This is a genomic window from Mesorhizobium sp. Root552 (assembly GCF_001427285.1).
Classification (GTDB): domain Bacteria; phylum Pseudomonadota; class Alphaproteobacteria; order Rhizobiales; family Rhizobiaceae; genus Mesorhizobium.
Window position 1 is genome coordinate 1 of the sequence record NZ_LMFV01000019.1, and the last position, 15,931, is coordinate 15,931.

Consider the following 15,931-nt stretch of genomic DNA (forward strand, 5'->3'; position numbering starts at 1 on the left):
CTTCATCGAGATGCGGCAGCCTAATATGACAACCCTGATGGACCAGAGCCTCCGTTAGCTCACGATGCCAGTTGGTCCCAAAATCCCTGACTACGGACAAGCTTGCGAAACGTCCCAACGTCATCGCCAAGATATCCGGCATCATCGCCTATACAGATCCCGACAACTGGACCGTCGAAAGCCTGCGGCCCTATGTTGAACACACCATCGCGAGCTTCGGCTGGGATCGGGTGGTGTGGGGCAGCGACTGGCCGGTCTGCAATCTCGGCGGCGGGCTGTCTGCCTGGGTCGCGGCCACGCATGCGCTGATCGAAGGCGCCAGCAGGCATGAGCGAGATAGCCTTTTGTCGGGCAACGCGCAGCGTATCTGGAAATAGCCTGGCCGCTTTTGCGGGAACAAAAAAGCCCCGGCGGGGAGCCGGGGCTGAGGTGGTTCTTCAGATGCCGTTGGGATCGGCACGCCGCATAGCTAGCATTGCTGCACATGTATCGCTTTGCGCAGGATCAAAGAGAAAGCGGACGGAAGTCGTCAAGACATCGCCACGAAACCCAAATAGGTTGCCTGTTCTCTCGTGACCCGGCTGGCAGGACCTTGGTCAGCCAGCGTTCATCTTCGCTATGCAAATTGTCTTTTCGGCCTAAGGGGGCACAACGGAGATCTTGAATATGAATAGTCTCAAACTCGCGGCCATTGCAGCCGTAGCCTTTTCCGCCGCGCTCGCCGGCTGTTCCCAGACCCCGCAACAGCAGCGGGCAACCACAGGCGCGGCGCTTGGTGCCGCCGGTGGTGCCCTAGTCGGGCAGGCGATCGGTCGGGATACCAAGAGCACGCTTATTGGCGCCGGCGCCGGGGCGCTGCTTGGCGCTGTCGCGGCGACGTCTGCGGGACCTCAGCCGGGCGAACGCGAAATGTGCCGTTATCGCGCGCCGGATGGCCGAATCTACATTGCCGAATGCGACGACCGCTACTATCGCGGCCAGTACTAGGCTGCGAACCTGTAGCCTGACAGAACAGTTGGCCGGTGCCCCAAGGCTCCGGCCATCGTTCTTCAATATCGGCCTTCATCCCTTGAATGGGTGATGAAGCAGTTTCCGGACCGCGCATAACGTCCCCGCCCAAGATCGATTGCGGTGAATGCGCGTGTTGTCAGGAATCCATATTGCCAAGACCAGTCGCGAGACGGACAAGCGCTGTCTGTCCGTTGGTGCCTGTCTTGCTGAAGATTGCCTTGAGCTGGCTGCGCACCGTTTCCGTCGAAACGCTCGCCGAAGCCGCTATTTCCGCTGGCCGCTGGCCAGCCAGGATCGCTTCCAGAACCCGCGTTTCAGCAGGCGTGAGCCGATAGGCAGATGCGATCCTTGCCGTATCGGGCACCGCCTTGCGCTCGCGGCGCGCCATCAGGATTGCCAGTGTGCCGCCCAGGAAAATGCTCGAGCCATAGTCTTTCGCGCTGCGTACGAAGGTGATTTCGGTGTCGCCATCGACAAATTTGGCCGTCCTCGTGCTGACAAGGCTGCGCCGAAGCGCCTGCCGCAAAGCGTCCTGCATCGCCGGGTTGCGAAAACTGACCGCTCCGCTCGCGCCGATGCGCAATGGAGAGCCGCTTGCCAGTCTCGCTTCACCGAGGGGCGAAGCGTAGATCACGCGCGCTGCCGTGTTGACGACGACGGTTGCAATCCCGCCGACCTCGCCGATCTCCGTGGCGAAGCCGCCGCCGAACGTATCGACGCTTTGCTTGCGGTAGAAGTCCGAGACGCGGCGCAAGTGCGGTGCAAGCTGGGTAAGATGCCGGGCGCGGGCGCTGTTGCGGCCGAAATCCGTGTCGCCGCAGAGGACCGAGCACAGAAAGAAGCAGCCGTTGTCACGGCTGATCGTGACGCCGATGCCGGCTTCCTGTCCCTGATGGCGCAGGAAGTCGTTGTAGTATTCGGTTCGAAGGAAGTGATCGCGTGGCACGATCTGCTCGCCGACGATGCCTTCGCCCAGCCTTGTCGCCGCGACCTGCGACATCCAGGGGTTAAGCGGCGCAAAGTGGTCGATATAGTCGCGCTGGACCGCCTCGGGGATGCCGTGGGCAAGCGTTATCGCGCCGCGGCCGCTGTGCGCGTCGTGATAGAACAGCGTCGCAACATCCGCATTCGTGGCCGTCGCGACTTCGTCGACGACTTCTTGCCAGTGGGTTTCTCCCAAAAGCGCGGAATAGATCAACGTGATCGCTCTTTCGCTGTTCGCAGCCGTCACCCGCGCCCTCCCCAAATCAATCGGATCAACCCCAATATCAAATGAAAAGAGAAAACAATATGCGAAGTATAATTCCAATCGTAATTTGTGCTGGTCTCGCACTTTCCGGATGCGAAACCACAGGTGGCGACGGATATATCACGCATTCGGATCATAATCTGACGGCGTCGGAACGAGCTGCTGTCACCAACGCGATGCAGAACTATCTCAAGGTTCCGGTGACGGTCTCCAGCCTCAAGGCGAGCTACGATCTCAACACCAGCGCCGTCATTGTCTGCGGATATGTCGCAGGTCTCGTCGCCGGTAAGCCAACACCGCCTTCGGTGTTCGGCGGAACGCTTTCGTCGCAGAGTTTCGTGCCGCTCAAGGTAGGCGGCAAGGGACAGGACCCGCAGCGCATCGCAACGGTGCGCGCGTTTTGCCAGGCAGCGCATATCAGCATCTGAGGCGGTGGCCCCAGGGCCTCGCCGCGATACCTAGACCATCATCCCAAGCAGTAAGGAAAGTCATGAAATTCACGACATTGATCGCAATCACCTCGGCTCTGGCAGTCATGGCCACGGCTACCCACGCAGCGGACAGCATCGGCGCCGAGCAACCGATTGCCGGCTATGACTGGTCCGGCACGTATATCGGCATCCAGGGCGGTGGCGCCTGGGCCAAGGCCGCCGACAGCGTCGACCATGTCAGCTTTAGCGGCGGCGCACTCGGCGGCTACGCCGGGGCGAACTGGCAATCCGGCAATCTGGTCTTCGGTATCGAGGCTGATGCAACGCACACCTGGAACGACGGCACAATTTTCGGTGTCGGCACCGGCACGGATTGGCAGGCGTCACTCAGGGGGCGGCTTGGCTACGCCATGGATCGCGCGCTGATCTACGGTGCCGGCGGCCTCGCGGTAAGCCGCGCCATCGTCGATGCTTCGCCGGCCTTTGTCGTCAAGGACACCTTCACCGGATGGACACTGGGCGGCGGTGTCGAGTACGCGTTGTCGTCGAACTGGACCACCCGCGTCGATTACCGCTACTCCGACTACGGCAGCAGTGGATTCGGCCTCGGTATTGGCGAGGTCAAGTTGACCGAGCATGCCTTGCGGTTCGGCATCGGCTATAAATTCTAACCGTTGCTTCAAGCGGCAGGACGTTTTCCTGCCTTGAAGACTTTACCCGATACCGAATCGTGTAACCGGCGACTGGCAGGCCAGTCGCCGGTTTGATTTTACTCATTCTGAAAAATACATTGGCCTGCTGAACTGGCTGGGCCATGTCCAAGGCCGTAGCCAGGCATGCACCGTATGGCGAACAGGCGTGTCCTGCATGCAATTTCCGGCTCCTGCGTTCCTTTCATTCATATCGCAGTCGCGGATTCGACTGGCAGATCAAGCATTGCCCGCTACATTGTTCGTGCGGCGTCAGGTGCCTTCTGGCAGCTATTCATTTTCGCGTCCCGAAGCGCCGAGTGTTGCGCACGGCACGATAGTGCCCTATTAACCGGCTGCATTTCCCAGCATTTCGATTATGTTGCCCTTCCTGCTCAAACGAGGTTTTTGTGACTGAAGAACAAGTAATCAAATCGGATCTTGCCGAGCTGACGGCAGATGTTGTCTCGGCCTATGTCGCCAACAATTCAGTTCCGGCCAACGAACTGACGGCCCTGATCCAGCAAATACACCAGACGCTGTCTGCTTTGGTGTCTGGTGGCTCCGTCAAGGAACCCGAGGCGGAGAAACAGAAACCCGCTGTGCCGATCAAGAAGTCGGTTACGCCGGACTACATCATCAGCCTTGAGGACGGCCGCAAGTTCAAGTCGCTCAAGCGCTACCTGCAGACCAGCCACGGCATGACGCCCGACGACTACCGGGCCAAGTGGAACCTGCCTGCCGATTATCCGATGGTTGCGCCGAACTATGCCGCACAGCGTTCCGCGCTCGCGCGCAGCATGGGCCTTGGCCGCAAGCCAGCGCCCGCCAAGCCTGCCCGCAAGAAGGTCGCCGCTCGCAAGCCGGCCGGCAAGTAACGCGGCAAAACGGCAACGTCGGACCTGAACACAAGGGGCCGCTCCCAGCCGGGAGCAGCCCCTTGGCTTTTTCATTGACGGCCTGATATTTCGAGCGCATTTCTGCGTTGACGATCTTGCACACGTGTGCAATGTGACGGTGAACTTCACCAACAGAGACTGCGAGGCCATGTTGATGGCAACCGGCGCTATAGAAGCCAGTGATCTGGACCGGCGTGAGGCCTTCTGCCGCCAGGTGGTGAAATCCGCCGGCGAGATCGCGCGCAAGGGGTTCGCCGACATCGCTGCCGGCGGCTACAGGATGAAGGGGCCGCAGGACTTTCTGACCGAGACCGATGCAGCGGTCGAGCGCCACATCAAGGAACAGGTCGCGCAAGCGTTTCCGCAGGACGGCTTCCTTGGCGAGGAAACCGGCGGCGCGCCGGCGCGCGAGACATGGGTTGTCGATCCGATCGACGGTACCGCCAACTTCGCCCGCGGCATCCCGCATTATTGCATCGCCGTCGCCTTCGTCAGTGGGGAAGAGACCGAACTCGGAGCCATCTACAACCCCAGCCTCGACGAATTGCATTTCGCAAGGCGCGGGCGAGGGGCCGTTCGCAACGGCAAGCCCATCCACGTGGCGGCGACGGCTGATTTCGACAGTGCCTGCGTCGAGTTCGGCTGGTCGAACCGCAAGTCGAACAGCGGCTACATTGCCGCCCTGTCCGCCATTCTCGACCGTGGCGCCAATGTCCGGCGCGGTGCGTCGGGCGCGCTTGGCCTCGCCTTTGTCGCCGATGGCCGCTCTGATGCCTATGCCGAGCTTCACATGAATCCGTGGGATTGCCTGGCCGGCCTGCTGCTGGTGAAGGAGGCCGGCGGCCTCGTCGGGCCTTATCTCAGCCAAGGCGGCCTTGTGCATGGCGGGCCGGTTATCGCGGCTGCGCCCGGCATCGCAGCCGGCCTGGCGCAAGCGACAGGCCTTCATCTCGACCTTGCCTGAACGGCTCGATGACGACCTCGCCAGCACCCGTGGCTTTCGCACCATGACGTTTCGGCTAGCGGTGATCGCCGACCCACATTTCCACGACGTGACCTTTCGGCCCGGCAGCGGAAGCCAGCCTGAAACCGCGTTCAGGACGCTCGCCGATACGGAAGAATCGACGCGGGTCTTCAACGAGAGCTTTGCGGCGCTGCCGCGCCTGCTCGACGACATCGTTGCCAGAGGCATCAAGATCGTCGTCGTTGCCGGCGACTTGACCGACGACGGCCAGCAGTCGACGACGCGCGCCGCCGTCGCGCTGCTTGAAGACTATTCCCGCCGTTTCGGCCTGCGCTTCTTCGCCGCCCTCGGCAACCACGATGTCTATGCGATCCACGGCCGCCATCAGTCAAAGCGCTTTCTCGATCCGGACGGCAGCCACACGCTGGTGACCAGCGATGCCTCGTTGCCGTGCGGCGCTTCGGTAAGCCCGCAAATGTATTGCGGCGGCTACGCGTCGGTTCTGCAAGCGATGGCGGGTTTCGGCTTCTTCCCCCGCAAGGATTTTCTACATTGGGAGACGCCGTTCGGTCAGGATGGCGGGCTCGATCATCGCAGCTTCGACATTGGTTCTGCGGACAGAAAAACGCTGCGCCGGATGGTCGATGCCTCCTATCTGGTCGAGCCGATCGACGGGCTTTGGCTGCTGTCGATCGATGCGAATGTGTTCGAGCCCCGGAATGGCGATCTCGATCCCAGGGCTGAGCAAAGCTTCATCGACAGCACGGATGCCGGCTGGAATTCGATGCTGCGCAACAAGCCGTTCATCCTGGACTGGATGAAAGACGTGGCGCGCCGCGCTTCTGTCGCCGGAAAGAAGCTGGTGGCCTTTTCGCACTATCCGCTGCTCGACCCGCTCAACGGAACGCTGACCGACGAGATGGCGCTTTTCGGAGACACGATCTTTGCCCGGCGCACACCCGGCACGGCCGTCGCGCGGGCCGCTGCCGCGACCGGCATCAAGGTCCATTTCAGTGGCCATCTCCATGTCAACGATACCGCCTTCTGGCAGGAGGGCAGCGACGTCCTTGTCAATGTCTCTGTGCCCTCGATGGTCGGTTTCCCGCCTGCCTACAAGGTCGTCTCGCTTGACGAGGACAGCATGCATATCGAGACGGTGCGCATCTACGATGTGCCCGGCTTCGATATTGCGTCGGGTGCCTATCTGTCCGAAATCGAGCATTCAGGCGCGCCGCTGTCTCCGCTTCTCGAAGCCACCAGCCATGCCGATTTTCTCAGCCGCCATGTGGCTGAACTGGTCAAGCGCCGCTATCTGCCCAACGAATGGCCGGCGGACCTGCGTGGCCTCGTTTTCCGGCTCGCCCTTGGCGACCTCGAACATCTTGCCGTGACAGCGCAACCCGTCGCCGCACAGGCTTTTCAGCTAGACGAGACTGCCGTCTGGCAGGGCTGGCGGGCGATAAGCTTTTTCGAGATGACGGTCGACTGGTATCGCCTGCGCAACGGGCGGCATCTGGCGCTCGATTTCATAGATCCCGCCCGCATCGAGGCGTACCGCCGGCTGGCGGCCGGCTTTGCTGCCGGAACATGGCCGCAGGAGAGCCTGCAGGCGCGCCTCGCCCTGTTCCTGCGCATGATGATGAATTATGTGGACGCGCCGCCGTCACTGGATTTCAGCGTCGATCTCGGCAATGGCCGTATCCGATCTCGCGATGCCGATTACCTCGGGCGCACCGAACGGCGCCAAACCGGCACTGCCTGAAAACAAGCTGTGCCGTCGTCGGATGCACTGTCTCCCGGTTCCGCCAGCAAGCGCATGATATGGTCGGCAATCTGGTCGATCGGCTGTTTGAAAGTGGTCAGGTTGTACGACGCCCAGCCAGCCTGTTCGATATCGTCGAAGCCGATCACGCAGATTTCCTGCGGCACGGAAAGGCCGAACTCGAAGCGCGCCGCATCCATGAAGCCGCAGGCAAGCAGGTCGGTGACGCAGAAAGCAGCCTGCGGCCTGTCCGATCCGCTGAGCAGGACACGTCCGGCCTCGAAACCCGATGCATAGGAGGTCGGCCCGGTGGCGGTAACGGTGACTTTCAGTCCGGCCTCGGCGGCGGCCGCCTGGAAGCCTTTCGTCCGGGCAACGAGGCTCGGCGTTCCAGCCAGAGACGAGACGACCGCAAGCCGTTCGCAACCTGCCCGCTGCAGCATCAGGAACGCCTCGCGGGCTGCCGCAGTATTGTCGAGCGTGATGTTCTTCGGGCCGTCGAGGTGGTCGTCGCGGTTGATGAGGATGACCTTTTGGCCGCTGGCCACGCAGGTCTTGATCAGGTTGGCCGGTGGGGCTCCCGAAAGGACGATGGTGGCGCCGGCGCGATAGTTGAGCGTCTGCCGAAGCGCAAGTTCGACGCTTGAGCTGTCGCCCGCCGTGTTGATTACCATGCCGACCCGGCTGATCGCCTGAAGCCGGCGTGTCAGGGCGTCGAGCATGCGCGCCTGATAGGGCGTGTTGATCTCGGCCCCGATGATGCAGACGATGCCGCTGTCTTCGTTGATCAGGCTGCGGGCGAGGTGATTGACGTGGTAGCCGAGGCTGTCGGCTGCCTTCATCACTTTCTGCCGCGTCGTTTCGGATACGCTTGCGCCGTCGGTGAAGGTGCGCGACACCGCCGAGCGCGAAACCCCAGCCAGCTCGGCAACCTGCTGTGCACTGACAAACGATCGCGCCGTTCTTGTCCCAGACATTTGTCCACCCCAGCGATAGCCGGTGCGTTGCAACCCCGTGCAACGTTCCGTGCCGCCACCCATGCGTTTCTAGATACAAGTCCGCAAAGCCGTCTGCAATGATGGAACAGCGACTTTGCGGGCTTTGTTGGGCCGGAGGTGGGCCTTTCAAGCAGTGTCGGGCCGATCCGATAGACTGGCGATGGTTTATGCGTCCGTTTCGCTGTCGCCCCCGCCAGTGCGCTTCGAGGTAAATCCGGCGTGACAGTATTGAACACGATTGCAAAGTTTCAAAAAACCTACCAATCTGGTCGCGGTCACGATGAGTGAACTCATTAGACGACGAAACTTTCGGGAGGAGTTCGTGATGAATCGTTCATGGCTTATTTCGGCCGCAGCGGCGGCGCTACTGGCAGTGGGCAGCGCGGGGGCTTATGCCGCCAGCCTGACCATGTATTGCGGTGCGGACGAAGCCTGGTGCCAGCAGATGGCGCGAGGTTTCGAGGACCAGACGGGCATCACCGTCGACATGACCCGCAAGAGTGCCGGCGAGATCTACGCCCAGTTGAAGGCCGAGGCCGACAATCCCAAGGGCGATATCTGGTGGGCCGGTACGGGTGACCCGCACCTGCAGGCGGCCGAAGAAGGCCTGACCGAGGAGTACACCTCACCCCTGATGAGCGAACTGCACGACTGGGCCATCAAGCAGGCCGAGACCGGCAGGCACCGCACGGTCGGCATTTATTCCGGCGCACTGGGCTTCGGCTACAACAAGGATCTGCTTGCCAAGAACGGCTTGCCTGAACCGAAATGCTGGGCTGATCTCGTCAAGCCGGAATACAAGGGCCAGATCCAGATCGCCAATCCCAATTCGTCCGGCACGGCCTACACGATGCTGGCAACGATGGTTCAGTTGATGGGCGAGGAAAAGGGCTTCGAATACATGAAGGCCCTGCACAAGAACGTCAACCAGTACACCAAATCGGGATCGGCCCCGATCAAGGCGGCAGGTCTCGGCGAAACCACCATCGGCGTCGTCTTCATGCACGACTCGGTCGCGCAAACGGTAGCCGGGTTCCCGATCGTCACTGTCGCTCCTTGCGAAGGCACCGGCTATGAAATCGGCTCCATGTCGATTATCAAGGGCGCGCGTCACCTCGATGAAGCCAAGAAGTTCTACGACTGGGCCTTGCGCGCCGACGTGCAGTCGAAGGCGCAGGAAGTGAAATCGTTCCAGCTTCCGTCCAACAAGGCTGCCAAGCAGTCGGATGCGGCGCCGGATCTCTCCACCATCAAGCTCATCGCCTACGACTTCAAGAAGTACGGCTCCAGTGAGGAGCGCAAGCGTCTTCTCAAGAAGTGGGACGACGAGGTGGCATCCTTGCCGCAATAGACGATGCGCGTCGAAAGCGCAGTCTCCCGCCTGCATCCGACCGTCGTCCTCTGGCTGGCGGTCGGGTGGGTCGGCTATGCCGTTCTGCCCTGGTATGGCGTGGATGGGAATTTCTTCTCGTTCTTCTGGCTGGGCGAGGGCTACCCGTTCGAGGAAGATGTGGCGCCTGCGCTGTTTCTTGTCGCCCAGGGCCTGAAGCTCTGGCTCGCGCCGCTCGCCATCCTGCTCCTCTTGCCCTTGCTCGCATGGGGACGGCGTAAGAACGATCCTTTCTTCGGCAAGCTGCTGATCGCCGTCGGCGCTCTCGGCCTCGCATGGATGCTGTTCCAGGGGTTTGGCATCGGCCTGCGCGGCTGGCGCTTCGGCTGGCTGACCATGCTCTTCGGTGAGTTGGAAGACCGCCAGTTCGGCATGGGTTATGGCGCGCTTTTGACTGCATGCGCCTTCCTGTTCCTGTTCACGCTGGGTCTGGCCGCGCGCGGCGCGGTCGGTGGCGACGTTTTCGTGGTCGGCTCCATCGGCTTCGTCGTCGCCATCGTCGCCCTGTTCGTGTTCATGCCGATCTTGCAGATGCTGGCCAATGCGCTCCTGACTCCCGATGGCGTCTATTCTTTCAGCGCATTTGCCGGCAAATTCCTGAGCGCCAAGCTTTGGTCGCTCGATTGCCTCGTGGGTGGCAGGCGCTGTGGTGTCGCCTGGAACTCGCTGTTCCTCGCCATTCTGGTCGGCATCCTGTCGACCTTGCTTGGCCTTGCCTTTGCGCTTGTCGCAACCCGGACGGGCTTTCGCTTCCGGCGGCTGCTGCGGGCGCTGACGGTGCTGCCGATCATCACGCCGGCCTTCGTCATCGGCCTCGCGGTGATCCTGCTGTTCGGCCTGTCGGGCGCTTTCACGCAATTGTCGGCGACCGTCTTCGGCACGCAGCCGACGCGCTGGGTCTATGGCCTGCCCGGTCTCCTCATCGCGCAGACGCTGGCCTTCACGCCTGTCGCCTTCCTCGTGCTGATCGGCGTGGTCGAAGGCGTCAGCCCGTCGATGGAGGAGGCGGCGCAGACGTTGCGGGCAGGGCGCTGGCAGACATTCCTCACCGTGACTCTGCCCTTGATGCGGCCGGGCCTTGCCAATGCCTTCCTGCTCGGCTTCATCGAGAGCATGGCCGATTTCGGCAATCCGCTGGTGCTGGGCGGCAATTTCGATGTCCTTTCGACGGAGATATTCTTCGCCATCGTCGGCGCGCAGAACGATCCGGCACTCGCCGCCATCCTTGCCATCGTGCTGCTGTTCTTCACGCTCGCTGCCTTCTACGCCCAGCGCTTCTGGCTCGGACGGCGCTCCTACACCACCATGTCCGGAAAGGGCGATGCCGGCGTGCACGCCCGCCTGCCGACTTCGCTGCGCTACGCGCTTTACGGCATCGTCGGGTTCTGGGTGGCGCTCACCGTCGTCGTCTATGCCACCATCGTCTACGGCAGCTTCGTCACGCTATGGGGCGTCGATCAATCGCTGACGCTGAAACACTATCACCAGGCTTTCGACGTGGGCTGGAACGAGTTCGGGTTGCATTGGCGCGGCTCCGCCTGGGGTTCGTTCTGGACCACCATCATCATCGCGCTCGTGTCGGCGCCGCTCACCGCCGCCGTCGGCCTGCTCACGGCCTATCTGCTCGCCAGGCAGAACTTTGCCGGCAAGAACGCGTTCGAGTTCGGCACCATGCTGTCCTTCGCCATTCCCGGCACCGTGATCGGCGTTTCCTACGTCATCGCCTTCAACGTCCCGCCGATCGAACTGACCGGCACCGGCATCATCCTCGTGCTGTCCTTCATCTTCCGCAACATGCCGGTTGGCGTGCGCGCCGGCATCGCCTCGATGTCGCAGATCGACCGCAGCCTCGACGAAAGCTCGCTGACGCTCGGCGCAAGCTCCTGGCAGACGTTCCGGCGCATCGTGCTGCCGTTGCTGCGGCCAGCCATCGTTGCCGCCCTCGTCTATTCCTTCGTGCGCGCCATGACGGCGATCAGCGCCATCATCTTCCTGGTCAGCGGCCGCTACGACATGGCGACGAGCTACATTGTCGGCCGTGTCGAAAACAACGAATACGGCATCGCCATCGCCTATTCGACCGTGCTGATCGTGGTGATGCTGGCGGTGATCGGGCTGATGCAGCTCCTCGTCGGCAGCCGCAGGATCGGCCGCCGTGTTTCCAATGCCCCCGGCGGCCAGACTGCAATCGCAGGAGCAGGTTGAGCATGACCAAGATTCGCGGCAACGCCGCCTCGGTGAGTTTCGAGCATGTCGTCAAGACTTATCCCGGTGTCTCCACGCCGGCTGTCGACGACGTCTCGTTCGCTATCGAAGCGGGCAAGCTGGTGACGTTGCTCGGCCCCTCCGGCTGCGGCAAGACGACGACGCTGCGCATGATCGCCGGCCTCGAAATGCCGACCAGCGGCCGCATCCTGATCGGCGGTGGCGATGTCACCCAGCTTCCCGCCACCGAGCGCGACGTATCGATGGTGTTCCAGTCCTACGCCCTTTTCCCGCATATGACGGTGATGGAAAACGTTGGCTACGGGCTCAAGTTCTCCGGCTACAGCAAGGCCGAGGCGACGGTGCGCGCCCGCGCCGGCCTCGAACTGGTCGGCCTGTCCGGCTACGAGGAGCGGCTGCCGAGCGAACTCTCCGGCGGCCAGCAGCAGCGCGTCGCCGTTGCCCGCGCGCTGGTGCTCGAGCCGCAGGTGCTTTTGTTCGACGAACCGCTGTCCAATCTCGACGCAAAGCTGCGCCGGCAGGTCCGCGAGGAAATCCGCGACATCCAGACCAAGCTCGGCCTCACCGTTGTCTATGTCACCCATGACCAGGAAGAGGCGCTCGCCGTCTCCGACCGCATCATCGTCATGAACAAGGCCGTCATCGCGCAGGACGGCAGTCCGCGCGAACTCTACGATGCGCCCGCAAGCGCCTTCGTCGCCGATTTTATCGGCGAGGCGAACGTCCTGTCGTGCAAGGTGGAATCGGTCAGCGGTCAAGTGGCGAAGGTCAGCGTCGGACCCATTTCGATCACGACGCCGGCACGCGGCCATCAAAGCGGTCCCGCCAAGCTGGCCATCCGGCCAAACCGCATCGCCATTTCACCTGCCGGGACAAAAAACAGCCTGCCGGGCACGGTGGGCAAGGCAACCTATGTCGGCAGCCACATGGAATATGTGGTCGAAACCGCCTCCGGCTCGCTCTTCGTCGTTTCGCCGGATGTGGGTGCGGTCCATGAACCCGGACAGGCGATCGGGTTGGTGTTTCCCGCCGGCGGGCCGGTGCTGGTCGACTGACCGGCGCTTCCGGTTCGGCGATTTCTCCAGGCATGAATGGCTTCAAGGCACGCGGGGCGGTCCGGTGCCGGGCCGGCATTCGCCCTGCTATGCTCTTGCGGCTTGCGCGATTTTCCTCATTTTATGCGCCTGTGCCGATTTCCCAAGGCCCGTGCCGACCGAGGTCCAATGATCGACAAGCTGGAATTCTTCATTGCGCTTGCCCGGGAGGAGCATTTTGGCCGCGCCGCCGAATTGTCGGGCGTCACGCAACCGACGCTGTCGGCGGCGATCAAGCAGCTTGAGGATCAGCTTGGCGTGATGCTGGTCAAGCGCGGGTCGCGTTTCCAGGGCCTGACGCCCGAAGGCGACCAGGTCCTGGTGTGGGCGCGCCGGATCGTTGGCGACGCGCGCTCCATGCACGAGGAAATGCGTGCCGCGCGCCACGGCCTCTCCGGTCGCATCCGCATCGCCGCCATTCCCACCGCGCTCGCCATGATGCCGAAGCTCACCACGCCGTTTCGCGAAAAACACCCCGGCGTCACCTTTTCCATCCTGTCGCGCACCTCGGTCGAGATCCTGTCGCTGCTCGGCAATTTCGAGATCGACGCCGGCATCACCTATCTCGACAACGAACCGCTCGGGCGCGTCGCCTCCGTGCCGCTCTACAGCGAGCGCTACCAGCTCATCACCGCCGCCGGAAACCAGTATTCCGACAGGCAATCGGTGAGTTGGGCTGAAATCAGCCGCCTGCCGCTTTGCCTGCTCACGCCCGACATGCAGAACCGGCGAATCATCGACCAGCATCTGGCCGAGGCCGGCGGAGAGGTGCGGCCGACGCTGGAGTCCAACTCCATGATCGTGCTGTTTTCCCATATCCGCACCGGCAAATGGTCGTCGATCATGCCGCTGACCCTTGCCGAGACGCTTGGGTTCAGCGAGCCGATCCGGGCGATTCCCATTGTCGGGCCGGATGCCGGGCACTCGGTGGGGCTGGTCGTCGCCCCGCGCGAGCCGAACACGCCGCTGGTTTCGGCGCTGCTCGACGAAGCAGTGATCCTCGCCCGCAATTTCAGGGCCAAAAATTGAACCTTGTTTCCTGATGGTTAGAAGTTTTTAACCTCCGTTGATAGGATTTTTCTATCGCCCAACGAAACAGGTGTATTGATTCCGCCAAATTTCTCTGTTTTCGTTATTACTTAGCGGGATAACGCTACGACGACGACCAGGGAGGGCGCTGCATGGCATTGCAGCCAGCAAGTACCGAGATCGCAGCTCAGGCTGCATCGATCATCGATGGAATGAAGGACCTCGAGGGGCCGCTTCTGCCGATTTTGCACGGCATTCAGGAAGAGTTCGGCTTCGTGCCGCAAGAGGTTCTTCCCGTCATCGCCTCGAAGCTCAATCTTTCGCGCGCGGAAGTCTACGGCGTCGTCTCCTTCTATCACGACTACCGCAAGCATCCGACCGGACGCCATGTGTTGAAGCTGTGCCAGGCGGAGTCCTGCCAGTCCATGGGCAGCGATGCCGTCGCCGCCCGTCTCAAGCAGGCTCTCGGCATTGATTTCCACCAGACCACGACCGACGGCGCGGTGACGCTGGAGCCGGTATACTGCCTTGGGCTTTGCGCCTGCTCGCCGGCCGCGCTGCTCGATGGCGAGGTCATTGGCCGGATCGACGCCGAGAAGGTCGATGAAATCATTGCGGAGGTTCGCTCGTGAAACCCCGTATCTACATTCCAGGCGATTCCGGCGCACTCGCGCTCGGCGCCGAAAAAGTCGCCAAGGCGATTGCGGCTGAACTGGCCGAGCGTGGCATCGAGGCCAAGATCGTGCGCAACGGCTCGCGCGGCGCCTATTTCCTCGAACCGATGGTCGAGGTCGAGACGGAGTCCGGCCGCGTCGCCTATGGCCCGGTCAAGTCGTCCGATGTGAAAAGCCTGATCGACAGCGGTTTGCTCACCGGCGGCAGCCACAGGCTGTCGCTTGGCGATCCGGAAGCCATTCCGTTCATCGCCAGGCAGACCAGGCTGACCTTTGCCCGCTGCGGCATCATCGATCCGCTTTCGCTGGAAGCCTACGAGCACCACGGCGGTCTTGCAGGTCTGCGCAAGGCGGTCGCAATGACGCCTGCGGATGTCGTCGCGCAAGTGACCGAATCGGGCCTGCGCGGGCGCGGCGGCGCGGGCTTCCCGACCGGCATCAAGTGGAAGACCGTCCTCGACACCAATGCGGACCGCAAATACATCGTCTGCAACGCCGACGAGGGCGACTCCGGCACCTTCGCCGACCGCATGATCATGGAAGGCGATCCGTTCGTGCTGATCGAAGGCATGACGATTGCCGGCATCGCCACCGGGGCCACCAAGGGCTTCATCTATATTCGCTCGGAATATCCGCACGCTGTGGCGGTGATGCGCAAGGCGGTCGAGATCGCCCGCAAGGCGGGCGTGCTGGGCATTCACGTGCTCGGATCGCCCAATACCTTCGACATGGAAGTGCGCGTCGGCGCGGGCGCCTATGTCTGCGGTGAGGAAACCGCCTTGCTGGACAGCCTCGAGGGCAAGCGCGGCATGGTGCGCGCCAAGCCGCCGCTGCCGGCGCACAAGGGCCTGTTCGGCAAGCCAACGGTGATCAACAACGTCATCTCGCTGGCGTCGGTGCCGATCATCATGGACAAGGGCGCTGCCCACTACAAGGATTTCGGCATGGGCCGCTCGCGCGGCACCATTCCGCTCCAGATCGCCGGCAACATCAGGTATGGCGGCCTGTTCGAGACCGCATTCGGCCTCACGCTTGGCGAGATCATCGATGATATCGGCGGCGGCTCGGCAACCGGACGGCCGGTCAAGGCCGTGCAGGTCGGCGGTCCGCTTGGGGCCTATTTCCCGCGCGACCTGTTCGACACGCCGTTCGACTATGAGGCTTTCGCCGCCAAGGACGGCCTGATCGGCCATGCCGGCATCGTGGTTTTCGACGACAGCGCCGACATGCTGAAGATGGCGCGCTTTGCCATGGAATTCTGCGCGGTCGAAAGCTGCGGCAAATGCACGCCGTGCCGCATCGGCTCGACGCGCGGCGTCGAAACGCTCGACAGGCTTTCTGCCGGCATCGAGCCGCAGAAGCAGGTCGCGCTCATTACCGATCTTTGCAACACGATGAAGTTCGGTTCGCTTTGTGCTCTGGGCGGCTTCACGCCTTACCCAGTCATGAGCGCGCTTACGCATTTCCCCGAAGACTTCAAGCCGGCGCCCGTCGCCGAAGCCGCCGAATAGGAGA

At 62.4% G+C, this 15,931-nt stretch carries 14 protein-coding genes and 1 pseudogene; 13 read left to right on the forward strand and 2 right to left on the reverse strand.

Annotated elements, in window-relative coordinates:
* Positions 1 to 98: 98 nt before the first annotated feature.
* Positions 99 to 377 (forward strand): annotated as a pseudogene (locus ASD50_RS10045) (amidohydrolase family protein); the annotation flags it as partial.
* A 289-nt stretch (positions 378 to 666) separates the two neighbouring features.
* On the forward strand, positions 667 to 987 hold the full coding sequence (locus tag ASD50_RS10050; RefSeq protein WP_056239965.1) for a YMGG-like glycine zipper-containing protein: 321 nt from the start codon (positions 667 to 669) through the stop codon (positions 985 to 987).
* 160 nt (positions 988 to 1,147) lie between these two features.
* Here the strand turns inward: ASD50_RS10050 and ASD50_RS10055 are convergent, their stop codons facing one another.
* Positions 1,148 to 2,242, reverse strand: coding sequence for a helix-turn-helix transcriptional regulator (locus ASD50_RS10055; protein ID WP_056239968.1), 1,095 nt, complete (start codon positions 2,240 to 2,242; stop codon positions 1,148 to 1,150).
* Between the two features lie 59 nt (positions 2,243 to 2,301).
* On the opposite strand from ASD50_RS10055, the gene ASD50_RS10060 reads away from it, so the two are divergent.
* From ASD50_RS10060 to ASD50_RS10080, 5 genes are all read left to right on the forward strand, one after another.
* Positions 2,302 to 2,688: a hypothetical protein gene (locus ASD50_RS10060; protein WP_156465008.1), complete on the forward strand. Its 387-nt coding sequence runs from the start codon at positions 2,302 to 2,304 to the stop codon at positions 2,686 to 2,688.
* Positions 2,689 to 2,750: 62 nt separating this feature from the next.
* Positions 2,751 to 3,362 carry an outer membrane protein gene (locus ASD50_RS10065; RefSeq protein WP_056239975.1) on the forward strand — a complete coding sequence of 204 codons (612 nt, stop codon included), beginning with the start codon at positions 2,751 to 2,753 and terminating at the stop codon, positions 3,360 to 3,362.
* 428 nt (positions 3,363 to 3,790) lie between these two features.
* Complete coding sequence (locus tag ASD50_RS10070) at positions 3,791 to 4,258, forward strand: MucR family transcriptional regulator (RefSeq protein WP_056239977.1); 468 nt, start codon at positions 3,791 to 3,793, stop codon at positions 4,256 to 4,258.
* Positions 4,259 to 4,433: 175 nt separating this feature from the next.
* On the forward strand, positions 4,434 to 5,243 hold the full coding sequence (locus tag ASD50_RS10075) for an inositol monophosphatase family protein (protein WP_056240152.1): 810 nt from the start codon (positions 4,434 to 4,436) through the stop codon (positions 5,241 to 5,243).
* Positions 5,161 to 7,005 (forward strand): metallophosphoesterase family protein, encoded by a 1,845-nt coding sequence (locus ASD50_RS10080; RefSeq protein ID WP_056239981.1) that lies wholly within the window; start codon positions 5,161 to 5,163, stop codon positions 7,003 to 7,005. Before ASD50_RS10075 ends, ASD50_RS10080 begins: the two co-directional genes overlap by 83 nt.
* Here ASD50_RS10080 and ASD50_RS10085 read toward each other — a convergent pair.
* Positions 6,963 to 7,982 (reverse strand): substrate-binding domain-containing protein, encoded by a 1,020-nt coding sequence (locus ASD50_RS10085; RefSeq protein ID WP_056239986.1) that lies wholly within the window; start codon positions 7,980 to 7,982, stop codon positions 6,963 to 6,965. The genes ASD50_RS10080 and ASD50_RS10085 overlap by 43 nt on opposite strands.
* Positions 7,983 to 8,328: 346 nt before the next feature.
* Between ASD50_RS10085 and ASD50_RS10090 the strand changes: the two genes are divergently transcribed.
* The 6 genes from ASD50_RS10090 (at position 8,329) to ASD50_RS10115 (ending at position 15,927) form a co-directional block, all read left to right on the forward strand.
* Positions 8,329 to 9,354, forward strand: coding sequence for an ABC transporter substrate-binding protein (locus tag ASD50_RS10090; RefSeq protein WP_056239987.1), 1,026 nt, complete (start codon positions 8,329 to 8,331; stop codon positions 9,352 to 9,354).
* Positions 9,355 to 9,357: 3 nt separating this feature from the next.
* Positions 9,358 to 11,598: an ABC transporter permease gene (locus ASD50_RS10095; RefSeq protein ID WP_056239990.1), complete on the forward strand. Its 2,241-nt coding sequence runs from the start codon at positions 9,358 to 9,360 to the stop codon at positions 11,596 to 11,598.
* Between the two features lie 2 nt (positions 11,599 to 11,600).
* A complete protein-coding gene (locus tag ASD50_RS10100; RefSeq protein WP_056239995.1) occupies positions 11,601 to 12,674 on the forward strand; it encodes an ABC transporter ATP-binding protein in 1,074 nt (357 codons plus the stop codon).
* 168 nt (positions 12,675 to 12,842) lie between these two features.
* The gene (locus tag ASD50_RS10105) at positions 12,843 to 13,742 is read left to right on the forward strand and encodes a LysR family transcriptional regulator (RefSeq protein ID WP_056239996.1); all 900 of its coding nucleotides are present in this window, start codon (positions 12,843 to 12,845) and stop codon (positions 13,740 to 13,742) included.
* Positions 13,743 to 13,894: 152 nt separating this feature from the next.
* Positions 13,895 to 14,374: a formate dehydrogenase subunit gamma gene (locus ASD50_RS10110; RefSeq protein ID WP_056240001.1), complete on the forward strand. Its 480-nt coding sequence runs from the start codon at positions 13,895 to 13,897 to the stop codon at positions 14,372 to 14,374.
* The gene (locus ASD50_RS10115) at positions 14,371 to 15,927 is read left to right on the forward strand and encodes a formate dehydrogenase beta subunit (RefSeq protein ID WP_056240004.1); all 1,557 of its coding nucleotides are present in this window, start codon (positions 14,371 to 14,373) and stop codon (positions 15,925 to 15,927) included. Before ASD50_RS10110 ends, ASD50_RS10115 begins: the two co-directional genes overlap by 4 nt.
* Positions 15,928 to 15,931: the final 4 nt, after the last annotated feature.